Annotated in this window: 29 protein-coding genes; 17 read left to right on the forward strand and 12 right to left on the reverse strand. The window is 65.9% G+C overall.

What is annotated here, in order from left to right; translation table 11 throughout:
• Positions 1–97: 97 nt before the first annotated feature.
• The 5 genes from ccmA to SCD90_RS08335 are packed head-to-tail and all read left to right on the forward strand — an operon-like array spanning position 98 to position 2,868.
• The gene (gene ccmA / locus SCD90_RS08315) at positions 98–703 is read left to right on the forward strand and encodes a heme ABC exporter ATP-binding protein CcmA (RefSeq protein WP_319844197.1); all 606 of its coding nucleotides are present in this window, start codon (positions 98–100) and stop codon (positions 701–703) included.
• A complete protein-coding gene (gene ccmB, locus SCD90_RS08320; RefSeq protein ID WP_319844198.1) occupies positions 700–1,368 on the forward strand; it encodes a heme exporter protein CcmB in 669 nt (222 codons plus the stop codon). The genes ccmA and ccmB overlap by 4 nt, the downstream gene beginning before the upstream one ends.
• Positions 1,369–1,412: 44 nt before the next feature.
• A complete protein-coding gene (locus SCD90_RS08325; RefSeq protein WP_319844397.1) occupies positions 1,413–2,138 on the forward strand; it encodes a heme ABC transporter permease in 726 nt (241 codons plus the stop codon).
• Positions 2,135–2,284, forward strand: a complete 150-nt coding sequence (gene ccmD, locus SCD90_RS08330) for a heme exporter protein CcmD (RefSeq protein ID WP_319844199.1) — start codon at positions 2,135–2,137, stop codon at positions 2,282–2,284. The genes SCD90_RS08325 and ccmD overlap by 4 nt, the downstream gene beginning before the upstream one ends.
• Positions 2,281–2,868: a DsbE family thiol:disulfide interchange protein gene (locus SCD90_RS08335; protein WP_319844200.1), complete on the forward strand. Its 588-nt coding sequence runs from the start codon at positions 2,281–2,283 to the stop codon at positions 2,866–2,868. Before ccmD ends, SCD90_RS08335 begins: the two co-directional genes overlap by 4 nt.
• 268 nt (positions 2,869–3,136) lie before the next feature.
• Here SCD90_RS08335 and SCD90_RS08340 read toward each other — a convergent pair whose 3' ends face one another.
• From SCD90_RS08340 to SCD90_RS08365, 6 genes are read right to left on the reverse strand one after another with little or no spacing between them, the layout of a single operon-like run.
• Complete coding sequence (locus SCD90_RS08340; protein ID WP_319844201.1) at positions 3,137–3,733, reverse strand: septation protein A; 597 nt, start codon at positions 3,731–3,733, stop codon at positions 3,137–3,139.
• Complete coding sequence (gene ftsY / locus SCD90_RS08345) at positions 3,730–4,995, reverse strand: signal recognition particle-docking protein FtsY (RefSeq protein WP_319844202.1); 1,266 nt, start codon at positions 4,993–4,995, stop codon at positions 3,730–3,732. Before ftsY ends, SCD90_RS08340 begins: the two co-directional genes overlap by 4 nt.
• Positions 4,995–6,242 (reverse strand): tRNA (N(6)-L-threonylcarbamoyladenosine(37)-C(2))-methylthiotransferase MtaB, encoded by a 1,248-nt coding sequence (gene mtaB, locus SCD90_RS08350; RefSeq protein WP_319844203.1) that lies wholly within the window; start codon positions 6,240–6,242, stop codon positions 4,995–4,997. Before mtaB ends, ftsY begins: the two co-directional genes overlap by 1 nt.
• Positions 6,239–7,090, reverse strand: a complete 852-nt coding sequence (gene dapF, locus SCD90_RS08355) for a diaminopimelate epimerase (protein WP_319844204.1) — start codon at positions 7,088–7,090, stop codon at positions 6,239–6,241. The genes mtaB and dapF overlap by 4 nt, the downstream gene beginning before the upstream one ends.
• Positions 7,091–7,123: 33 nt before the next feature.
• Positions 7,124–8,188, reverse strand: coding sequence for an MBL fold metallo-hydrolase (locus SCD90_RS08360; RefSeq protein WP_319844205.1), 1,065 nt, complete (start codon positions 8,186–8,188; stop codon positions 7,124–7,126).
• A gap of 35 nt (positions 8,189–8,223) precedes the next feature.
• Entirely contained in the window at positions 8,224–8,925 is a 702-nt protein-coding gene (locus SCD90_RS08365) for an alpha/beta hydrolase (RefSeq protein WP_319844206.1), read from the reverse strand.
• Here SCD90_RS08365 and SCD90_RS08370 point away from each other — a divergent pair.
• Complete coding sequence (locus SCD90_RS08370; protein ID WP_319844409.1) at positions 8,924–9,079, forward strand: hypothetical protein; 156 nt, start codon at positions 8,924–8,926, stop codon at positions 9,077–9,079. The two genes, SCD90_RS08365 and SCD90_RS08370, sit on opposite strands and share 2 nt — an antisense overlap.
• Here the strand turns inward: SCD90_RS08370 and SCD90_RS08375 are convergent.
• Entirely contained in the window at positions 9,033–9,347 is a 315-nt protein-coding gene (locus SCD90_RS08375) for a GIY-YIG nuclease family protein (protein ID WP_319844207.1), read from the reverse strand. The two genes, SCD90_RS08370 and SCD90_RS08375, sit on opposite strands and share 47 nt — an antisense overlap.
• Positions 9,348–9,629: 282 nt before the next feature.
• Here SCD90_RS08375 and ffh point away from each other — a divergent pair, with 282 nt between their 5' ends.
• From ffh to rplS, 5 genes are all read left to right on the forward strand, one after another.
• A complete protein-coding gene (gene ffh / locus SCD90_RS08380) occupies positions 9,630–11,186 on the forward strand; it encodes a signal recognition particle protein (protein WP_319844208.1) in 1,557 nt (518 codons plus the stop codon).
• A gap of 84 nt (positions 11,187–11,270) precedes the next feature.
• A complete protein-coding gene (rpsP, locus tag SCD90_RS08385) occupies positions 11,271–11,648 on the forward strand; it encodes a 30S ribosomal protein S16 (RefSeq protein WP_319844209.1) in 378 nt (125 codons plus the stop codon).
• Positions 11,649–11,717: 69 nt separating this feature from the next.
• Positions 11,718–12,257 (forward strand): ribosome maturation factor RimM, encoded by a 540-nt coding sequence (gene rimM / locus SCD90_RS08390; protein ID WP_319844210.1) that lies wholly within the window; start codon positions 11,718–11,720, stop codon positions 12,255–12,257.
• On the forward strand, positions 12,254–12,976 hold the full coding sequence (gene trmD, locus SCD90_RS08395) for a tRNA (guanosine(37)-N1)-methyltransferase TrmD (protein ID WP_319844211.1): 723 nt from the start codon (positions 12,254–12,256) through the stop codon (positions 12,974–12,976). The genes rimM and trmD overlap by 4 nt, the downstream gene beginning before the upstream one ends.
• A gap of 83 nt (positions 12,977–13,059) precedes the next feature.
• Positions 13,060–13,458, forward strand: coding sequence for a 50S ribosomal protein L19 (gene rplS / locus SCD90_RS08400; protein WP_319844398.1), 399 nt, complete (start codon positions 13,060–13,062; stop codon positions 13,456–13,458).
• A gap of 60 nt (positions 13,459–13,518) precedes the next feature.
• Here rplS and SCD90_RS08405 read toward each other — a convergent pair whose 3' ends face one another.
• Positions 13,519–13,851, reverse strand: a complete 333-nt coding sequence (locus SCD90_RS08405) for a hypothetical protein (protein ID WP_319844212.1) — start codon at positions 13,849–13,851, stop codon at positions 13,519–13,521.
• Between the two features lie 409 nt (positions 13,852–14,260).
• On the opposite strand from SCD90_RS08405, the gene leuC reads away from it, so the two are divergent.
• Positions 14,261–15,670, forward strand: coding sequence for a 3-isopropylmalate dehydratase large subunit (leuC, locus tag SCD90_RS08410; RefSeq protein WP_319844213.1), 1,410 nt, complete (start codon positions 14,261–14,263; stop codon positions 15,668–15,670).
• Between the two features lie 55 nt (positions 15,671–15,725).
• On the opposite strand, the gene SCD90_RS08415 is transcribed toward leuC, so the two are convergent.
• A complete protein-coding gene (locus SCD90_RS08415; protein ID WP_319844214.1) occupies positions 15,726–16,028 on the reverse strand; it encodes a hypothetical protein in 303 nt (100 codons plus the stop codon).
• Between the two features lie 122 nt (positions 16,029–16,150).
• Here SCD90_RS08415 and SCD90_RS08420 point away from each other — a divergent pair, with 122 nt between their 5' ends.
• Entirely contained in the window at positions 16,151–16,573 is a 423-nt protein-coding gene (locus SCD90_RS08420; RefSeq protein WP_319844215.1) for a metallopeptidase family protein, read from the forward strand.
• A gap of 56 nt (positions 16,574–16,629) precedes the next feature.
• Positions 16,630–17,235: a 3-isopropylmalate dehydratase small subunit gene (gene leuD / locus SCD90_RS08425; RefSeq protein ID WP_319844216.1), complete on the forward strand. Its 606-nt coding sequence runs from the start codon at positions 16,630–16,632 to the stop codon at positions 17,233–17,235.
• Between the two features lie 81 nt (positions 17,236–17,316).
• Here leuD and SCD90_RS08430 read toward each other — a convergent pair whose 3' ends face one another.
• Both SCD90_RS08430 and SCD90_RS08435 read right to left on the reverse strand, forming a co-directional pair.
• A complete protein-coding gene (locus SCD90_RS08430) occupies positions 17,317–17,511 on the reverse strand; it encodes a CsbD family protein (protein ID WP_319844217.1) in 195 nt (64 codons plus the stop codon).
• An 87-nt stretch (positions 17,512–17,598) separates the two neighbouring features.
• Positions 17,599–18,198 (reverse strand): GNAT family N-acetyltransferase, encoded by a 600-nt coding sequence (locus SCD90_RS08435; RefSeq protein ID WP_319844218.1) that lies wholly within the window; start codon positions 18,196–18,198, stop codon positions 17,599–17,601.
• Positions 18,199–18,293: 95 nt separating this feature from the next.
• On the opposite strand from SCD90_RS08435, the gene SCD90_RS08440 reads away from it, so the two are divergent.
• Both SCD90_RS08440 and leuB read left to right on the forward strand, forming a co-directional pair.
• Positions 18,294–18,680 (forward strand): RidA family protein, encoded by a 387-nt coding sequence (locus SCD90_RS08440; RefSeq protein ID WP_319844219.1) that lies wholly within the window; start codon positions 18,294–18,296, stop codon positions 18,678–18,680.
• An 87-nt stretch (positions 18,681–18,767) separates the two neighbouring features.
• Positions 18,768–19,880 carry a 3-isopropylmalate dehydrogenase gene (leuB, locus tag SCD90_RS08445; protein ID WP_319844220.1) on the forward strand — a complete coding sequence of 371 codons (1,113 nt, stop codon included), beginning with the start codon at positions 18,768–18,770 and terminating at the stop codon, positions 19,878–19,880.
• Positions 19,881–19,950: 70 nt separating this feature from the next.
• Here leuB and SCD90_RS08450 read toward each other — a convergent pair whose 3' ends face one another.
• Positions 19,951–20,262 (reverse strand): hypothetical protein, encoded by a 312-nt coding sequence (locus tag SCD90_RS08450; RefSeq protein WP_319844221.1) that lies wholly within the window; start codon positions 20,260–20,262, stop codon positions 19,951–19,953.
• A 200-nt stretch (positions 20,263–20,462) separates the two neighbouring features.
• Between SCD90_RS08450 and SCD90_RS08455 the strand changes: the two genes are divergently transcribed.
• A complete protein-coding gene (locus tag SCD90_RS08455; RefSeq protein WP_319844222.1) occupies positions 20,463–21,488 on the forward strand; it encodes an aspartate-semialdehyde dehydrogenase in 1,026 nt (341 codons plus the stop codon).
• The last annotated feature ends 2 nt before the right edge of the window (positions 21,489–21,490 follow it).

The raw sequence follows: 21,490 nt of genomic DNA on the forward strand, positions 1-21,490 counted from the left end.
GGTGCGGAACCCGCACCGGGGCCAACTCTGCATTCAGTATAGGCACCGCCTTCGAATCCTTCCAGACAAAGGCGCGCCCCGTGCGGTGTGATCTGGCATGCGCCTGAAGGCAGAGCGTCTTTCTATCGAGCGTGGCGAGCGTCTGGTCCTGCGCGGGGTCTCGTTCGATCTCGGCCCCGGCGATGCGCTGGTGGTGACGGGACCGAACGGCGCCGGCAAATCCACTCTGCTGCGAGCTCTGGCCTATCTCCTGCCGGCAGACGAGGGACGCGTAGTTCTGGAGGGTATGCCGGAAGAGACACTGCCCGCCGAGCACGTCCATCTGCTCGGTCATGCCGACGCGGTGAAGGGAGCGCTGACGGCGCTGGAAAACCTCGATCTATGGGCGGGCCTGCTGGGCGGCTCAGGCAGCGAACCCTCCGATGCCCTGGAGGCCGTAGGCCTTGGCCATGCCGGCGATCTCCCGGCCAGCGTCCTGTCCGCTGGTCAGCGGCGCCGCCTCTCCATGGCTCGCCTTCTCGTCGCCCGCCGCGCCGTCTGGCTGCTCGACGAACCCGCCACCGCGCTCGACACCGATGGCTTGTCGCGCCTTGCCCACCTTGTTGCCGGTCATCGCTCCGAGGGCGGCATTGTGGTGGCCGCGACCCATGCCGATCTTGGCTGGCCGGGCGAGACCCGCATGGTTCTGGGTCAAGCCGTATGACGGGCGTGCTCTTGGCCGTCATGCGGCGCGATTTCCTGCTGCTGCTCCGCTCGGGAGGCGGCTTCGGCCTGCCGCTCGTGTTCTTCCTCAGCGTCGTCGCCGTCACGCCCTTCGCCATCGGCCCGGACCTTGTCCTGCTGGCGCGTATCGGCCCGGCCATCCTGTGGATTGCGGCGCTGCTGTCCACGCTCATCGGGCTCGACCGGCTGTTCGGCGCGGATGCGGAAGACGGCTCCCTCGATCTGCTGTTCGCAGCACCGGCCCCCCTGCCTCTCATCGTGCTGGCCAAGATCGCCGCGCACTGGCTGGCGACCGGCCTGCCGCTCGCGGTTGCGGCGCCGCTGCTCGGCCTGCTGCTGAACCTCCCCGGCCCTACGCTTGGGGCTGTCACCCTGACGCTGTTGATCGGCACGCCGGCGCTGACGCTTCTTGGTGCTGTCGGCGCAGCCCTGACCGTGGGGCTGAAGCGCGGCGGACTGCTGCTGCCCGTGCTGGTGATGCCACTGACCGTGCCGGCCGTCATCTTCGGAGTTGCGGCCACGGAGAACGCCGTCTCCGCAAACCCAGTGTTCGCTCCCATGGCACTCCTGCTCGGCGTGACCCTGGCCAGCCTTGTGCTGGCGCCGATCGCCGCAGCCGCCGCGCTACGGGGGGCGCAGGGGTGAGCGCGCCATTGCCAGCCCCCGGAGGCGCCGCTACACCGCAGGGCATGATCTCGCTCGCCAACCCTGCCCGGTTCGGGGCCATCGCGGCACGGCTGCTGCCCTGGCTGTGGGGCGCGACCGGGCTGCTGCTGGCTGTCGGCATGTGGCAGGCCTTTTTCGTGGCGCCGGCGGACTACCAGCAGGGCGACACCGTCCGCATCATGTTCATCCACGTGCCGGCTGCGTGGCTGTCGCTGATGGCCTGGACCATCATGTCGGCGGCGAGCCTCGGCGTGCTGGTCTGGCGGCATCCGCTGGCCGATGTCGCAGCCGGAGCCGCCGCACCTTTGGGCGCTGCCTTCACCCTGATCGCGCTCGTCACAGGTTCGCTTTGGGGGCGCCCGATGTGGGGAACCTATTGGGTGTGGGACGCGCGGCTGACTTCCGAGCTCGTCCTGTTCCTGATGTATCTCGGCGTCATCGCGCTTCGCGCTGCGATGGACGAGCCGGCCCGCGCCGCACGCCTTGTTGCGATCCTGACCTTGGTCGGGTTCGTCAACATACCCATCGTCAAGTTCTCGGTGGACTGGTGGAACACGCTGCACCAGCCGGCCTCGGTGTTCCGGGCCGGCGGATCGACCATCCACCCGTCCATTCTCGTTCCGCTGCTGGTGAACGCCATCGCCTTCACGCTGCTGTTCTTCAGCCTGCATCTCTCCGGGATGCGGACGGAATTGATCCGGAGGCGGCTGCGCGGCCTGCGGCTGCGCGCGGCAAGGAGCGGCGCGTGACCCATGCCGGCTTCATCGTCGCCGCCTATCTGTTCACCGGCGCGGTGCTGACCGCACTCGTGGTCTGGAGCGTGGTGGAACATCGGCGCCAGCGTTCCGCGCTCGCAAAGCTCGAGGCCCGTCTGGGACGGAGCGACGCGGAATGAGCGGCCGACGGCTTCTGCTCGCCGTGCCGGCGCTGATCGTTCTCGGCCTCTGCGTGCTTTTCTATGTCAGGCTCTTCGCGGGCGATCCCTCGGCCATTCCGTCGGCGCTGATCGGGCGGCCGGCGCCGGAGTTCACGTTGCCCCCGTTGGAGGGGCTGACGGAAAAGGACGGCACGCCCGTTCCCGGCCTGTCCCGCGCAGATCTCGGCAATGGCCGCATCACCATCGTCAATGTGTGGGCCTCATGGTGCGCACCGTGCCGTCAGGAGCATCCCCTGCTGATGCGGCTGTCCGAGCTCGGGCGGGCCCGCATCGTGGGCATCGCCTACAAGGACGAGCCGGACAATGCGCGGGGCTTCCTGCAGGAGCTGGGCAACCCGTTCGCCGCCATCGGCATGGACAAGGCCGGCCGCGCCGCCATCGATTGGGGCGTCTATGGCGTGCCTGAGACCTTCATCATCGGGAAGGACGGCCGCATCGCCTACAAGCATATCGGCCCGTTGAGCGAGGCCGCGCTGACGGAGATCATCCTGCCGGAGATCGAGAAGGCGGAACGCGGCACGGCGCAGGCGGGTCTGCGCTGAAGCGCACCAAGTGAGTGCCTCATCCTGAGCTTGTCGAAGGATGCTCGCCGGGCGCTGCTATGCGCTCTTCCCGAAGATCCTTACAGGCTTACCAATAGCCGCGAGGACACGGCGTATGGGTCCCGGCCTTCGCCGGGACGCGCGGAAGTTCAACATCGGCGTCCCGGCGTAGGCCGGGACCCATACCCTCCGCTTCTCCGCCGGAACTCCGATCCATCATCCTTCGACAAGCTCAGGATGAGGGTGAGAATCCTGTAACCGCGAAACCCTACAGGTGCTCCGGCGCAGTGCCTTCCGGCGCGGCGTGGCGCTGAAGCAGCGGGAACTGCGACGCGGCGAAGATGAAGGTCAGCGGGAACACGCCCCAGACCTTGAAGCCGACCCAAAAATCCGTCGAGAAATTGCGCCAGATGATCTCGTTCAGAATGGCGAGGAAGACGAAGAACAGGCCCCAGCGGAAGGTCAGCTTGCGCCAGCCCTCTTCCGTGAGGTTAAACGCGGAATCGAAGACCACGGCGAGGAACGACTTGCCGAAGAAGAGGCCACCCAGAAGCACCACGGCGAACAGTGTGTTCACGATGGTCGGCTTCAGCTTGATGAACAGCTCGTCGTGCAGATAGAGCGTCAGCCCGCCGAACACGAGAACCACCACGCCCGTGACCAGCGGCATGGTTGGCACGCGGCGGATCAGGATCCACGAGACGATCAGCGAGACTGCCGTCGCGGCCATGAACAGCGCAGTGGCCATGAACAGGCCGGCACGGCCATTGCTGAGGAAGAAGACCGCGAGCGGCCCCAACTCCAGCGCCAGTTTCAGCAGCGGATTGATGTGGCGCGGGGCTGTGGGTGTCACGGGTTCGGTCATGATTCCAGTCCCACAAGGGCGCGCGCAAAATCACGCGGAGCGAAAGGTTCGAGGTCGCCAACGCTCTCGCCGACGCCGATGAAATGGATCGGCAGGCCGAACTTCTCGGCGACCGCCACGAGGATGCCGCCGCGCGCAGTGCCATCCAGCTTGGTCATCACGAGACCGGTGACGCCCGCGGTCTTGCGGAACGCATCCACCTGGCTGAGCGCGTTCTGCCCGACGGTCGCGTCGAGCACGAGCAGAACCGCATGCGGCGCCGTCGCATCGACCTTGCGGATGACGCGGGTGATCTTTTCCAGCTCCTGCATCAGCTCCGTGCGGTTCTGAAGGCGGCCGGCCGTGTCGATCATCAGCACATCGGCCCCCGCCTCGCGCGCGCTCTCCATGGCCTCATAAGCAAGGCCCGAGGCATCGGCTCCGACCGGCTTGGTGACGATGGGCACGCCCGTGCGTTCCGCCCACACCCGCAACTGCTCCACCGCCGCCGCGCGGAAAGTGTCGCCGGCCGCGAGCCACACGCTCTTGCCCTCGGACCTGAATTTCTGCGTCAGCTTGCCGATCGTCGTCGTCTTGCCCGAACCGTTGACGCCCACCATCAGGATCACGAACGGCTTCTGCGCGGCGTCCACCACGAGGGGCTGCGCCACCTTCTGCAACGCCTTCTCGACTTCCGAAGCCACGACCGCGCGCACGCCCTGTGCGTCCAGACCACGCTCATGGCGCTGCCGGCCCACTTCCTCGGTGATGCGCATCGCCGTGTCGACGCCCAGATCGGCCTGGATCAGCAGGTCTTCCAGCTCGTCCAGCGTGGTCGCGTCGAGGCGCGACTTCGTGAATAGGTCCGTGATGCCGGTGCCCAGCCGGTCGGACGTGCGCTGAAGCCCTTCGCGAAGGCGGCCCAGCCAGCCGAACGAGCGCGCCTCAGCCGCAGGATCTTCCTGCAGCGGCTGCGGCGCGACCGCAGGCGCGAACAGTTCCGGCTCGGGCGCTGGGTGGGCCGGCTCAAAGCTCGCGTCGAGAGGCTCGGGCACTGGCTCGGGCTCGAACTCCTCTACCTCCGTTTCGGCAGGCTCCGGCATGGCGACGACATCCGGGATGTCCAGCGGCAGCGGCGTCTCGGGTACGCCGCCGGTCTCCGGGGCGGAGGGCTCCGGCTCGCGTTCGAACCGTTCGTCGATCTGCGGCTCCGGATCGTGCTCCGGCTGGACGGGAATGCCGAGAAGCCGGGAGAAGAAGCCGCGTTTTGGTGTCTCTGCCATCAGGCCGCCAAGAGATGTGCGCCGTCATGCCCGGCGATGGTGATGGGGATAAGGCTTCCGGTTTCCACCGGCCGGGCCAGCTTGACCACCGCAAAGCCCTCCGTGCGGCCGGTGTTCGGGTTCTCCGCGAGCACCCTCCGGCGCTGGCCGATTTCACCCGCAAGATGCCGGTGCAGGGCCTCGGAACCACGAATGCGCAGCCGCGCCGCGCGTTCGCGCGCGAGTTCGGTTGGCAGTTGCGGCATGCGGGCAGCAGGCGTGCCGGGGCGCGCCGAAAACGGGAACACATGCAGATGCGTCAGCCCGCATTCCTCCACGAGGTCCAGCGTTCGGCGGAAGGCCGCGTAGCTTTCGGTCGGGAAGCCGGTGATGAAGTCCGCCCCGAATACCATTCCAGGCCGCAGCCGCCGCAGCTTGGCGCAGAAGGCGATGGCATCCGCACGCAGATGGCGCCGCTTCATGCGCTTGAGAACGAGGTCGTCGCCGGCCTGCAGGGACAGATGGAGATGCGGCATCAGCCGTTCTTCCTCGGCGAAGGCGGCGAGCAGGTCATCGTCTGCTTCCACAGCGTCGATGGAGGAGATGCGCAGGCGCGGCAGTTCCGGCACGAGGCGCAGGATGGTGCGCACAAGGGTGCCGAGCGCAGGCCCGCCCGGCAGGTCAGCGCCATAGCTCGTGAGATCGACACCGGTCAGCACCAGCTCGGCGCAGCCATTGCGGGCGATGTGGCGAACCTGCTCGACCACCGCGCCCATCGGCACGGAGCGCGAAGGGCCGCGGCCATAGGGGATGATGCAGAACGTGCAGCGGTGGTCGCAGCCGTTCTGCACCTGCACGAAGGCGCGCGGCCGCCCTCCCCAGCCGTCGATGAGGTGCAAAGCGGTCTCGCGCACGGACATGATGTCGTCCACGCGCACCCGCTCCACGGCGTCGAGGCCGAAGGGCTGCTCCCACGTCCTGCTTTCGGCCTTGGCCGCGTTGCCCAACACCCCGGAGACTTCCGGCATGGCGGCATAGGTCTGCGGCTCGGTCTGTGCCGCGCAGCCGGTGACGACGATCTCCGAATGCGGGTTCAGCCGGCGCAAACGGCGGATGGCCTGCCGCGCCTGTCGCCCGGCTTCGGCGGTCACGGCGCAGGTGTTGACCACGATGAGGTTCTCGCGCCCGGCCTCTTCCGCCGCACGGCGGATGGCCTCGGACTCGTTCATGTTGAGCCGGCAGCCAAAGGTGACGACTTCAACGCTCACGCGGCGGTGCCCGCGAAGATGGCCGGATCGAAGGTGCCGGTGAACTCCGTCTCGGCCGGCCCCGTCATCAGGATGTGGCCGTCCTCGCGCCAGAGGACGTGCAGCGGGCCGCCGGGTAAAGTCACGGTGACCGAGCGCCCGGTGCGTCCGGTGCGTGCCGCCGAAACCGCCGTAGCGCAGGCGGCTGTGCCGCAGGCGCGCGTCAGGCCCGCACCGCGCTCCCACACCTTCAGGGTGATGGCGTCCGGTGCGGTGACGTGGGCCAGCGAAATGTTCGCCCGCTCGGGAAACAGCGCATCGAACTCGGCCACGGGGCCGAGCGTCAGCAGATCGTGTTCCTCAACGTCATCCACCCAGAAGATGGCGTGGGGATTTCCGACATTCGCCACGGAGGGGTTGTGCAGCGGCCCGATCTCGAGCGGCACCGCTCGGGTGTCCTCCACCTCGTGGGCCAGCGGAATGCTCTGCCAGTCGAAGCGTGGCACCCCCATGTCCACGGTGACGAGGTCGGGCGCGGAGCCGGCCGTCGCGATCAGCGTGCCGCCCGCCGAGCCGATTTCGAGGCGCCTTTTGCCCGTCTCCTGCATCACCAGCAGGGCGATACAGCGCGTGCCGTTGCCGCAAGCGCCCGATTCCGAGCCGTCGAGATTGAGGATTCGGGTGCGGAAGTCCTCGTCGCCGGTCGGCGGCTCCAGCGTCATCAACTGATCGAAGGTCAGGCCGGAGGCATAGATGGCGCGCGTCTCGTCCGGAGTGGGCGCAGGCGCGCCGTCCCGCAGGTCCACGACCAGAATCTCGTTGCCGAGGCCGTTCATCTTGACGAAGGGGCGGTTCGCGAGCGCGCTCATGGTCCGCATATAGGACGTAAGACGCGCAATGCGCTAGATTTTCAGCACCTGCCCGGGCCGGAAGGCCGTGAAGCGCTCATCCTCCACGCCATGCAGCGTGCGGGCTTCGGCAAGCGCCTGTTCCGGCGCATCCACGGCTTCCGCCGTCAGCTGGAACGTACCCCAGTGATGGCCGATGGCCTGCTGCGCTCCCAGCGCGAGGAACGCCCGCACCGCTTCATCGGGATTCATGTGCACATGCTTCATGAACCAGCGCGGCTCGTAGGCGCCGACCGGCAGGATCGCTAGGCGGAACGGACCATGCTCGCGGCCGTGACGCGAGAAGTTTTGGTCGTCGGCGAAGGCCGTGTCCCCAACATGATAGACCTTGCCCGCTGGCGTCTCGAACACGAAGCTGGCCCACAAGGCCTTGCGCCGGTCCCCCAGCCAGCGCGCCGACCAGTGCGCCGTCGGCACGAGCGTCACCGCCAGTCTTGGCGCGATCTCGACGCGGTCACCCCAGTCATAGGCTTCCGCGCTGATGGCCGGGTCATGCGTGCGCATGATCGTGTCATTGCCCAGCGGCGTAATGACACGCGGATTGTCGCGCTTCGCAAGCCGCGAAAGCGTGTTCGTGTCCATGTGGTCGTAGTGGTTGTGCGTCACGAGCACGGCGTGGATCTTGGGCAGGTCGTCGAAGAGGATGCCGGGCGGATTGTGCCGGGTCGGACCCACCACATCGAAGGGCGAGGCCCGGTCCGAGAACACCGGATCGACCAGCATGTTCATGCCGGCTGTCTGGATCAGGAACGAGGCATGGCCGATGAGGGTGACCCGCAGTCCCGCCCCCGTGACGGAAGCGGGCGGCACATCACGGAAGGGGCTGGAGTAAAGTTCCGGCCACTCGGCCTTCGGCGTCAGCACCACCGCCCGGAAGGTCACCCAGGCTGGCCTGTCCGGCGGGTTGCCGGGATTGAAGAACCGCACGCCGTCGAAATGATCGGAGACGGGGCCGGAATAATAGTCGTTGCGGCCTCGCGCCCTCATCGACCAGGCGGTGCCGCCGGCGGCCAGAAGTGCGGGAATGGCGGCGGCTTTCAGAAGGGTGCGGCGCTTCATGCTGGAGCCTAACGCGCGAGCGCGCGTTTCAGCGCCTAGCCCTTCGGCGGATAATTCAGGAAATACCTCACCGCCACCGCGACGATCGGCGGCTGGGACGCATGCGGCCCGTCATATTCCAGGTAGGTGACGTCGTAGCCCGCAGCCTTCAGCTTCTGGGCATGATCGCGCCCTGCCGTCTCCACCGGCGTCTTCTCGTCCTTGGAGCCGTGCGCGATGAAGATGTAGGGCGTGCCTTCCTGATGCAACGCGGCCATGAACCCTGCGGACATCGCCAGGATGTGGGTCACGAAGTCACCGTTGGCGACGCCGTTCGACAGCGAATAGGAGCCGCCATCGGAGTGGCCGGCGAAAGCCAGCTTCGACGGGTCCAAGGTGTAGCGTGCGGCCACGAAGGCCAGCGCCTTTTCCAGCCGCTCGCGGTCCGGCCCGTTGCCGGCGATGACAATATCCCAGGTCGGGAAGGTGGATTGCGGCACCAGCAGCAGGAAGCCGTGCTCGTCGGCATGCTTCTGCATGATGGGGAAGATGCGTTCGAAACTGCCGCCGCCGCCATGGAACAACACCATCAGCGGCGTGGGCCGGCTGGCATCCACGCCCTCGGGCACGTACAGATAGGTGTCGCGCTCTTCCGACTGCCCCAGAGCGTGGCGGCCGGGCGGCAGCGGCTCCTTAGTAGGCGTGGTGTGCTGGAAGGCGATGCGGCCGGTGAGGCTCGTGGTCTCGAAATCGGTCATGCCGGGGTTTTTGCCATCCGCAGTCGTACGGGGCAACCCGTTCTGCCTCATCCTGAGCCTGTCGAAGGATGCTTCTGAAGCAGCACTGCCGCAATCCTTCGACAAGCTCAGGATGAGGTCTGTGGGGATGAAGGGCACGGAGATCGACTTCTAGCGAGTTCCTGCAACAGCGCAAAATCGCCCTTCATCAAGGCTTCCTTCTTCGCTCGGCTCCAGCCCTTGATCTGGCGCTCGGCAGCGATGGCATCCGTGATCCGATCGAATGGCTGGGCAAAGCGCAGTTCCACCGGGCGGCGGAGAAAGGTGTAGCCTCGGAATGTGCCGCTGTTGTGCTGAGCAACGCGCATGTCGAGGCTGTTCCGCGTAGTGCCCGTATAGTAGGAGCCGTCCGAGCACCGAAGGATGTAAAGCCAAGCGTTCACAGCAGCCGATCCATACGCAAAGCCTCATCCTGAGCTTGTCGAAGGATGCTTGTGAAGCACCACCTGCTGCCATCCTTCGACAAGCTCAGGATGAGGCTTGGACAAGCTCCGAAATCAACAAAATGTTGACTTCGCAACCTCTCATGCGTATTCGCCTCGGGTTCTCTCACGCCTAGATACGTGAGCAGCCGACCAGCCCTCGAGGCTGGAGGTCAACGCCCGACAGCGCGATGCGCCCTCGGGCGCACTTCGTGTTGCGTGCTTGAGAGAGTTGGAAAAGCGATGTTCGACAATCTTCAGGACCGCCTAGGCGGCATTCTCGACAAGCTTCGCGGACGCGGCGCCCTCTCAGAGGCCGACGTGGGCGAAGCCATGCGCGAAGTGCGCCGCGCGCTGCTGGAAGCGGACGTGGCGCTGGACGTGGTGCGCGGCTTCACCGACCGGGTGCGCGAGCGCGCCGTCGGCGCCGAGGTCCTGAAATCGGTCAAGCCCGGCCAGATGGTCGTCAAGATCGTCCATGACGAGCTTGTCGCAACGCTCGGTTCGGACGCCCAGTCCATCTCGCTGGCGGCGGCAGCCCCGGTGCCGATCCTGATGGTCGGTCTTCAGGGCTCGGGCAAGACGACGACCACGGCCAAGATCGCCAAGCGCATGCAGGACCGCGACAAGCGCAAGGTCCTGATGGCCTCGCTCGACACCCGCCGTCCGGCCGCGATGGAGCAGCTGGCCATTCTCGGCACGCAGGTGGGCGTCGCCACCCTGCCCATCGTGGCGGGGCAGAGCGCGGTGCAGATCGCGCAGCGCGCCATGCAGGCCGGCCGTCTCGGCGGCTACGATGTCGTGATGCTCGACACCGCGGGCCGCACCACGGTGGACGAGGCCCTGATGGCCGAGGCCGCCGAGGTCAAGCGCGTCGCCAATCCGCACGAGATCCTGCTCGTGGCCGACGCCCTCACCGGCCAGGACGCGGTGCAGACAGCCCGCGCCTTCGATGGCGCACTCGGCGTCACCGGCATCGTGCTGACCCGCGTTGACGGCGATGGCCGTGGCGGTGCGGCGCTCTCCATGCGCGCCGTCACCGGCAAGCCGATCAAGCTTATCGGCGTCGGCGAGAAGATGGACGCGCTGGAGGAGTTCGACCCCTCCCGCATTGCCGGCCGCATCCTCGGCATGGGCGACGTGGTCGCGCTGGTCGAGCGCGCGGCCGAGCAGATGGACGCCGAGAAGGCGGCCAAGACGGCCGAGCGCATGCGCAAGGGCCAGTTCGACCTGAACGATTTGCGCGACCAGCTGATGCAGATGCAGCGCATGGGCGGCATGTCCGGCGTCATGGGCCTGCTGCCCGGCATGGGCAAGATGAAGGCTCAGCTGGAAAACGCCAATCTGGATGACCGCGTGCTGAAGCGGCAGACCGCCATCATCGGCTCCATGACTGCCGCCGAGCGCCGCAATCCGGACCTGCTGAAGAACTCCCGCAAGAAGCGCATTGCCGCCGGTTCCGGCACCAAGGTCGAGGACATCAACCGGCTGCTCAAGATGCACCGGCAGATGGCCGACATGATGAAGCTGATGGGCAAGGGCGGACGCGGTGGCCTTGCCTCCATGGCGGGCAAGCTCGGCATTCCCGGAATGGGCGGCATGGGCGGCGGCATGCCGGGCGGTCTTCCGCCGGGCGTCACGCCCGAAATGCTGGAGAAGATGGGCAAGGGCGCGGGCGGCATGCCGCAACTGCCCCCTGGAGGCATGCCCGGCCTACCCCCGAATTTCCCCGGTGCGCCGGGTGGATTGCCGAAGCTCCCGGGCCTCGGCGGCTTTCCCGGTTTCGGGAAGAAGAAGTGAACACCGCCTCCTCCACGCCGGTCTGCATCGCAGCCGTCGAGGGTGAGGCACCGAGATTTCGATTTGAGTGATTAGGAGAAGACAATGTCCCTGAAGATCCGTCTGTCCCGTGGTGGCGCCAAGAAGCGTCCGTTCTACCGCATCGTCATCGCCGACTCGCGCTCCCCGCGCGATGGCCGCTTCATCGACAAGGTCGGCACCTACAACCCGATGCTGGCCAAGGATGCCGAGCGCGTGACGCTCGACGTCGAAAAGGTGCAGGAGTGGTTGACCAAGGGCGCGACCCCGACCGACCGCGTCGCCCGCTTCCTCGACGAAAAGGGCGTGTCCAAGCGCGACGCCCGCAACAACCCGAACAAGGCAAAGCCGGGCAAGAAGGCCCAGGAGCGTCTCGACGCCGAGGCCGCCAAGGCTGAAGCCGCAGCCGCTGCCGCCGCTGCACCGGCTGAAGCCGAAGCCTGATCGGACCGCGCCCTCCGGCACCACCGGAGGGCATCTGCCCCGACGCGAGCTGGGCATGACGGAGACGGCATGGCTTCTTCCCGCATTCTTGTCGGCGTTTTCGGCGCGCCCCATGGCGTGCGGGGAGAACTGCGCCTGAAGGCCTACACGGCCGATCCTCTGGCGGTGAAAGCCTACAGCCCACTCGAAAGCGAGGACGGCAAGCGGCGCTTTACGCTGACCAGTGCGCGCCTCCAGGGCGACATGGTGGTGGCGAGGGTGGATGGCATTGCCGACCGCGATGCTGCGGCCGCTCTTACCAATCTGAAGCTTTACGTCCCGCGCGAGCGCCTTCCGCAGGCGGCAGACGAGGATGAGTTCTACCAGGCCGACCTGATCGGCCTGCGCGTCGAAAACGCTTCCGGCGAAGAACTCGGCACCATCACTGCGGTGCATGATTTCGGCGCGGGCGACGTGCTGGAGATCAAGCTCCCGGCGTCCGGCACCGCCTACCTGCCCTTTACCAAGGCCATCGTGCCGACGGTCGAGGTCAGTGCCGGCCGCGTGATCGCCGACCCGCCGGCGGATTGGCTGGACGAAGGCACGCCCGAGGACGCAGACGCGCCGTGACCTGGCGCGCAACGATCGTCACCCTTTACCCCGAAATGTTCCCGGGCACGCTCGCCCACAGCCTCGCGGGCCGTGCCGCGGCTGGCGGCCAGTGGTCGCTCGACAGCGTGAACCCGCGCGATTTCGCGACGGACCGACACCGCAGCGTGGATGACACGCCGTTCGGCGGTGGGCCCGGCATGGTTTTGCGGCCCGACGTGCTGGCGGCCGCAATCGAAAGCACGGGGATGGACCGCCCTCGCCTGCTGATGACCCCGCGCGGACGTCCGATCTCTCAGGCCCGCGTGCGAGAACTTGCGGCTGGCCCAGGGCTAGTCGCCATCTGCGGCCGATTCGAAGGCTTCGACGAGCGGCTCATCTCCGGCTGCGATCTTGAGGAAGTCTCTGTTGGGGATGTGATCCTATCGGGCGGCGAACCGGCGGCGCTGCTGATTCTGGACGCCTGCGTGCGCCTGCTGCCCGGCGTGATGGGGCACGACGAATCCGGCAGTGACGAGAGCTTCGAGGGCGGGCTGCTGGAATATCCGCACTACACGAAGCCGTCCGAGTGGCGGGGCGCCGGCGTGCCCCCGGTTCTCACCTCGGGCGATCACCGGGCCATTGCACACTGGCGAAGGATGGAAGGCCTGCGCGCCACGCGCGAACGCCGCCCCGATCTGTTCGCGAAATATGTCGCCGCGCTGTCATCGGGCGTCGACAAGGGCCCCAAGATCGGGTAATAGCCGCCGCTCTACAGCATTTTAAGGTGCGTGTGCGCCCCCGTTTGCTCGGGCGCGGCGCCGCGGAGAAGGTGTCAATGGCCATCAACATCATCGAACAGCTCGATCGCGAGCAGATGGAAGTCGTCGCTGCACAGCGCGTGATCCCGAGCTTCGCTCCGGGCGACACCGTGCAGGTGAACGTGAAGGTTCGCGAAGGCGAGCGTTCGCGCGTTCAGGCCTATGAGGGCGTGGTCATCGCCAAGTCCGGCGGCGGCGTGAACGAGAACTTCACCGTCCGCAAGATCTCCTACGGTGAAGGTGTCGAGCGCGTGTTCCCGCTCTATTCGCCGATCATCGACTCGCTGAAGGTTCTGCGTCGCGGCAAGGTGCGGCGCGCCAAGCTCTATTATCTGCGCGAGCTGCGCGGCAAGAAGGCCCGTATCGCCGAGAAGAAGACCGATCGTTCGTCCGCAGCGGCGGCGCCGGCCGCTACGGCCTGATCGCATCGATCTGCAAGGTTTTGAAAAGCGCGGCCTCGGCCGCGCTTTTTTCGTTGGCTCCTAGAGAATGGTCATGCGCGCCATGACGGCCTGTCCGGTCTGCTCCATCCACCACACCGCGAAGCGACGGCCGGGTGCCAGGTCGACGATGAGCAGCGGCGAGGAGGTCATGGCATCGGCCAGCGCACTGTCCTCGCGGATCGCGTCCGAATTCACCCTCATCGCTATGCTGTGCGCGACCACGGCGGAGTAGCCAAGCGCATCGCACAACGCTCCCGTGCCGAAGATGCCCATCGTGCACCTACTGCTCCCCCGGCTCGTTGGCGCTATCACCGCGCTTCCCAGCAGCAGCACCCCGGCAAGGCCGAGCCAGACCAGATTTCTTGCGGACACCGATGCTCTCCCTTTAGGTGCCCGCACTCTTCCGGTCGGATCACCTGGGCCATCGTGCGCATGTTCGGGGTCACGCGCAATCGCAGCGGTTGATGCCCGCCATCTTGCGCCCGCAATCGCCGCGCTTATTTACCGGGTCGTCTTGGAAATGTTATAAGGCAGCAATGAAGCCGGCCCTGTCACAGCACAGCACATGCGCCCGCCCCTGCCGGGGTGCGATGCCGCGCGTGCGCTCGACGCTGGACTTCGCCTCGCTGCACGATCACGCGCGGATGCCGGCACGGTTCTTCGGCCGGCTGACCGCTGCCAGCGCGGCGCACCTTCTGTCCATCTGATACTCGGCCAATCGGCCGCTCCGCAGCCTTCGCGGCTGCACAGCTCAGATGATGACGACATGCAAGGAAATGTCATGACCCAGGCGCGCACCCTCTACGACAAGATCTTTGACGACCACGTGGTCGAACGGCAGGACGACGGCACATGCCTGCTCTACATCGACCGGCACCTCGTCCATGAAGTGACGAGCCCGCAGGCCTTCGAAGGGCTGCGCGTCGCCGGCCGCAAGGTCCGTGCCCCGCACAAGACGCTCGCGGTGGTGGACCACAACGTCCCGACTTCCGACCGTTCGCTGCCGAACCCGGATCCGCAGAGCTCCGTGCAGATCGCGGCCCTGGCCGAGAACACGCGCGAATTCGGCATCGAGTACTACAACGAGTTCGACTCCCGTCAGGGCATCGTCCACATCGTGGGCCCTGAGCAGGGGTTCACCCTGCCCGGCACCACCATCGTGTGCGGCGACAGCCACACCTCCACGCACGGCGCGTTCGGTGCGCTGGCGCATGGCATCGGCACGTCCGAGGTGGAGCATGTGCTCGCCACCCAGACGCTGATCCAGAAGAAGGCCAAGAACATGCGGGTCACCGTCGACGGCAAGCTGCCGGACGGCGTGACGGCCAAGGACATCATCCTCGCCATCATCGGCGAGATCGGCACCGCCGGCGGCACGGGCTCCGTGCTGGAATATGCCGGCGAGGCGGTGCGCGACCTGTCCATGGAAGGCCGCATGACGATCTGCAACATGTCGATCGAGGGCGGTGCGCGCGCCGGCCTGATCGCGGCGGACGAGAAGACCTTTGAGTACATCAAGGGCCGGCCCCGTGCGCCGAAGGGCGCAGACTGGGATGCGGCACGCCGCTACTGGGACACCTTGGTTTCTGACGAAGGCGCTTATTTCGACCGCGAAGTGCGGCTGGATGCCTCGAAGCTCCCCCCCATCGTCAGCTGGGGCACCAGCCCGGAGGACGTGGCTTCCATCGCCGGCACCGTGCCGGACCCGGACGCCATCGAGGACGAGAACATCCGCGCCGCCAAGTGGCGCGCGCTGCAATATATGGGCCTCGTCCCCGGCACCAAGATCACGGACATCAAGCTCGACCGCATCTTCATCGGCTCCTGCACCAATGGCCGCATCGAGGATCTGCGCGCGGTGGCAAAGGTGGTCGAGGGCAAGGCCGTTCATCCGGACGTCAGCGCGATGATCGTTCCCGGTTCGGGTCTCGTGAAGATGCAGGCCGAGGCCGAGGGCCTGGACCGGATCTTCAAGGCCGCGGGCTTCGACTGGCGTGAGCCGGGCTGCTCCATGTGCCTGGCCATGAACCCGGACAAGCTGCGGCCGGAAGAGCGTTGCGCGTCAACGTCGAACCGCAACTTCGAAGGCCGCCAGGGCTATAAGGGTCGCACGCACCTGGTCTCGCCCGAGATGGCGGCGGCTGCTGCCGTGACCGGCCGGTTCGTCGACATCCGCGACTGGGGCTACTGAACAAGGAAAAGGCCGCCCTCCCCCGGGCGGCCTTCTCCAATGTCAGCCGGTTCGCTTAGCGGCAGGTGCGGATCTTGCGGACGATCCGCTCACCGCCACGGCGGGTAATGACCGTCTTCGTGCGGCAACGCTGCTCGCGGACGACACGCACCGGGCGACGCTCTTCGCGAATGACGCGACGCTCGACGTGACGCTCGCCACGATAGTCGCGACGGTCATAGTCGCGATAGTCACGACGGTCGTAATCGCGAGCGCGCTCGCCCACGCTGATGCTGACGCCCTGAGCCGATGCCGGCACGACGAACGAGCCGACAGCAATAGCTGCGGCAAGAGCTGCGGATGTGAAAATCTTGATCATGGTCCCGTCTCCAAGATGTTATGCAGCTACAACGGCGGCAGCGCGATACGGTTTCATGACGGAGCAAGAATTCCATGGGAACGGCGAATAAATCTCGTGTTAACACTTAACGGGCCCGGTCTATGAACAATCATTCATCCTCAAAGTGGGCCGAGCAGCTTGCGCCGACTCTCGGAGACTTCGAGACATTGGCCCTCGATGCCTTCGCCGCTCTACCCGAGCGGTTCCGTTCCCTGAGCGGAGATGTGCCGATCATCATCGAGGACTTTGCCGAAGAGGACGTGCTGCAGGAGCTCGGCATCGAGCACGAGTTCGATCTCCTGGGGCTGTTCCAGGGCGTTGGCCTCGCTCAGGAAGGCGCAGTGCCGCAGACCGGGCAGATGCCCAATCGCGTGTTCCTCTACCGCCGGCCGATTCTCGAGTACTGGCTGGAGAACGAGGAAGCCCTCGGCGACATCATCACCCACGTCCTCATCCACGAGATCGGCCACCATCTCGGCCTCTCGGACGAGGATATGGAAGCCATCGAAGCCGAAGTGGAATAACCGGCCGATCGACATCACGGCGCAGCAGCGCCCCAGGGAAAAAGCGGAGAAGCAGCATGCAGCCATTCACGAAACTGACCGGGATCGCGGCCCCGCTGCCGCTGGTCAATATCGACACCGATATGATCATCCCCAAGGAGTACCTGAAGACCATCAAGCGGACGGGCCTCGGCGCCGGACTGTTCGCCGAAATGCGCTTCGACCAGCAGGGCAACGAGAACCCGGACTTCGTGCTGAACAAGCCCGCCTACCGGGGTGCGGAAATCCTGGTGACGGGCGAGAACTTCGGCTGCGGGTCATCCCGCGAGCATGCGCCTTGGGCGCTGCTGGACTACGGCATCCGCTGCGTGATCGCGACGTCCTTCGCGGACATCTTCTACAACAATTGCTTCCAGAACGGCATTCTGCCGATCAAGGTCACGCCGGAAGAGCTCGAGAAGCTGATGGACGACGCGGAGCGTGGCTCGAACGCGCGCCTTACCGTGGACCTTGAAGCGCAGGAAATTCGGGGCCCTGACGGCGGCGTGATCCATTTCGATCTCGACCCGTTCAAGAAGCATTGCATGCTGAACGGCTTGGACGGCATCGGCCTCACCATGGTGAAGGCAGACCAGATCACCGACTACGAGACCAAGCTGGCCTCCGAGCGCCCCTGGGCCTGAGCGCTCCACAACAAGAAGCCCGTTCCGGTGGCGCCGGAACGGGCTCTCGATCAGTTGAAATTCCGGGGCATCAGCCAGGCATCAGAGATGCTTGTTTGCTGCGTCCTTGACGGTGTTTTTGGTGTCGCCCACCGCCTGCTGGGCTTCGCCCTTCAGTTCCTGCACCTTGCCGTCCGCCTTCAACTTCTCGTCGCCGGTGACGTTGCCGACGCCCTGCTTGATGTTGCCGGTGGCCTCATTGGCAAGGCCCTTGATCTTGTCGGTCGTGCCGCTCATCGCGAGATCTCCTAAAGGGGACAGGGACGCTCCCTGTTCGTACGATATCAACCGTTCGAGGCCTGACATCGTTCCATCGGACGCCGCTCACCGTGCGGTCGATAAAGCTGCCAGCCTCACATCGAGCCTCTCCCGGACGGCAGGCCATTCGCCATCGAGAATGGAGAAGACAACTGAGTCGCGGCGTACGCCACCGGGCAGGATCATGTGCGAGCGCAGCACGCCCTCCCGGACCCCGCCCAGCTTCGCGACGGCAGCCTGGCTGCGCAGGTTTGCGTGGTGGATCTTGAACTCCACCCGCCGCGCGCCCCAGGCTTCGAAGGCGTGGCCAAGCAGAAGCCGCTTCGCCTCAGGGTTCACGGCGCTGCCCCAGACCTCGGGCACGTACCAGGTGTATCCAAGCTCCAGCCGGCGGTGTTCGGGCGCCATGTCGAACAGGCGCGACATCCCCACCAGACGGTTCTCCGCGAGGAGCCGGACGGCGAAGGGCAGTTGCCGCCCGTTTGCCAGCCCGTCCTGTGCTGCCTTGAGGTAGTCACCGATGTCGCCGCGTACCGAATAGCCCCAGATGCGCTCGTCGCCCGCCGCCTTCGCAAGTTCGGCGATATGGCTGTCCGTCAGGGGCTCGAGCCGCACGAAGCGGCCGGCAAGCGGAAGGATCGGCAGTTTTTCCGGATAGTTTTCCACCGGCGGGGCTTACCACCCGGCAGCGCGCTACAACAAGGCTTGCGCCGGGACGCGGATTGCGCATTTTGCAAGCCGAACCACGCAAGGGACCAATCATGTCGCGCCGCCTCATCTCCTCCGGGTCAGAGTTCGAGAAAGTGGCGGGCTATTCGCGCGCGGTCGTCCAGGGTGATTGGGTGTTCGTGGCCGGCACGACAGGTCCGGACCCGGAGACCAAGACCTTTCCCGCCGATGTGGAGCAGCAGACGCGAAATGCGTTTGCCATCATCGCCAAGGCGCTCGAAGAGGCCGGCAGCAGCCTGGCAGATGCCGTGCGCGTGCAGTATTTCGTGACCAGCCGCGAAGACGCGGAAAAGGTGTTCCCGATCTGTGGTGAGTATCTGGGCGAAGCTCGTCCCGCCGCCGGCATCTACGTGGTTTCGGGGCTTTACCGTCCGGAAATGCTGATCGAAATCGAACTCACCGCCCTCAAGCAGGGCTAGCCGCGTACAAGCCTCCGTCTTCTCTCAGAGCTTGTAGACATACCGGGCGGCTTCCGCCGTCTTTGAACAGCAACAAGGACTTCGCACATGGCCACGCACAAGCTCCTCCTCCTGCCGGGCGACGGCATCGGCGTCGAGGTTATGGAAGAGGTGAAGGGCCTCATGAAATGGCTGGAGGCCCGCGGCCTTGCGAGCTTCGCCATCGAAGAGGATCTGGTTGGCGGCGCGGCGTTCGATGCCCATGGCGAGGCGATCTCCGACGAGACCATGGCGCGCGCGCAGGCCGCCGATGCCATCATCTTCGGCGCGGTCGGCGGTCCGAAGTGGGATAAGGTCTCCTATGACAAGCGCCCTGAAGCAGGCCTTCTGCGGCTGCGCAAGGACCTCGACCTGTTCGCCAATCTGCGGCCCGCGATCTGCTATCCGGCACTGGCGGATTCTTCGTCGCTGAAGCGCGAGATCGTCGAAGGGCTCGACATTCTCATCGTGCGCGAGCTGACCGGCGGCACCTATTTCGGCGAGCCGAAGGAGATCGTGACGCTGGAGAACGGCCAGCGCCGCGCGGTGGATACGCAGGTCTACACGACCAGCGAGATCGAGCGCATCGCCCGCGTCGCCTTCGAGCTTGGCCGCCTGCGCAAGAACCGCGTCCATTCCGCCGAGAAGCGCAATGTGATGAAGAGCGGCCTGCTGTGGAACCAGGTGGTCACCGCCCTGCACGCTGCCGAGTACAGCGACGTGAACCTCGAGCACATCCTGGCGGACAATTGCGCCATGCAGCTCGTGCGCAATCCCAAGCAGTTCGACGTGCTCGTCACCGACAACCTGTTCGGAGACATCCTGTCGGACGCAGCCGCGATGTTGACCGGTTCGCTGGGCATGCTGCCTTCCGCCTCTCTGGGCGCCGAAGACCCCGTGACCGGCAAGCGCAAGGCGCTGTACGAGCCCGTCCATGGCTCCGCTCCGGATATCTCCGGCAAGGGCCTCGCGAACCCGATCGCGGAGCTGGCCAGCTTCGGCATGGCACTCCGCTATTCGCTGGATCTCGGCGACATAGCGGACGCGCTGGACCGCGCGATCGCGCGCGTGCTGTCGCAGGGCTTCCGCACCGGTGACATCGCAGCACCCGGCGAGAAGACGGTCGGCACGGTCGAGATGGGCCAGGCGGTCATCACCGCGCTGGAACACGAACTCGGCTGAGGCGCACGTCTCCAGACAAAGAAAAAGCCCCGCTCAGGCGGGGCTTTTTTATTCAACGTCGGAAGAACGATCAGCGAACCCGGTCAGGCGCGCGCAGCACATAGATCATCGGATTGCTGGGCAGGTCCAGCTGGTCGTGGAACGGGAATCGCTGGAAGCCCTCGACGCCCGAATAGTTCGAGGACAGGAACTGGTTGCCAGTGAGGTTCGACAGCTCGTAATCTCGCGCGGTGCGGGGCGCCTGTGCAGTGCCAGGGTCCATGAAGCTCGGGCCGATGGTGACACGGACGCCCGGAAGGTTGCGATCTTCCTGAGCCGAGGCCGGCAGGGCAGCGCCCGCGAGGACGAGGGCGGCAACGGCCGCGGCGGACAGGATGCGCATGTTGTTTGCTCCGACCGAATAAAAGACTCTTCGGTAGGGCAATGTGCGACGCCGCGCGAAGGTTCCGCAAGCGCATTCCGGCGGCACCGCCTTTAACTTTCCACGGTGTTGCCCTATAGCCAGCCGTCTTGATCACGGGCTGGCTCAACGCCACTTCAGGCCCGGCCGCGCTGAGCAGCGCCGCAACAGAGGAACCCCTTATGGGCTACAGGATCGCCGTTGTCGGCGCCACGGGCAATGTGGGCCGCGAAATGATGAACATCCTCGCCGAGCGGGAGTTTCCCGTCGACGAGCTGGTTCCCCTTGCCTCGCGCCGGTCGCAGGGCACCGAGGTGTCGTTCGGCGACCGCACCCTGAAATGCCAGACGCTCGACAATTTCGACTTCTCGAAGACCGATATCTGCCTGATGTCGGCCGGCGGCGACGTGTCCAAGGAGTGGTCCCCGAAGATCGCGGCACAGGGCGCCATCGTCATCGATAACTCCTCGGCCTGGCGCTACGACGCCGACGTGCCGCTGGTGGTGCCGGAAGTGAACGCGGACGCGGTCGCCGGCTACACCAGGAAGGGCATCATCGCCAACCCGAACTGCTCGACCGCCCAGCTCGTCGTGGCGCTGAAGCCGCTGCACGACGCGGCGACGATCAAGCGCGTCGTGGTCGCCACCTACCAGTCCGTCTCCGGCGCCGGCAAGGATGCCATGGACGAGCTGTGGAACCAGACCAAGGGCATCTTCGTCAACGACGAGCCGACGCCCCAGAAGTTCACCAAGCGCATCGCCTTCAACGTCATTCCCCACATCGATTCCTTCATGGACGATGGCTACACCAAGGAGGAATGGAAGGTGATGGTCGAGACCAAGAAGATCCTCGACCCCAAGATCAAGCTGACCTGCACGGCCGTGCGCGTGCCGGTCTTCGTCAGCCATTCGGAAGCCGTGAACATCGAGTTCGAGCGTCCGATCTCGGCCGACGAGGCGCGCGACATCCTGCGTGAGGCGCCGGGCTGCCTTGTTGTCGACAAGCGTGAGCCGGGTGGCTACGTCACGCCTTACGAGGCGACGGGCGAGGACGCGACCTATATTTCCCGCATCCGCGAGGATTTCACGGTCGAGAACGGCCTGTCGATGTGGATCGTGTCCGACAATCTGCGCAAGGGCGCGGCCCTCAACGCCGTCCAGATCGCGGAGTGCCTGCTCAATCGCGGGCTGCTGAAGAAGGCGGCCTGAGC

This window comes from Terrihabitans rhizophilus (genome assembly GCF_033898525.1).
In the GTDB taxonomy this organism is placed as follows: domain Bacteria; phylum Pseudomonadota; class Alphaproteobacteria; order Rhizobiales; family Methylopilaceae; genus Flaviflagellibacter; species Flaviflagellibacter rhizophilus.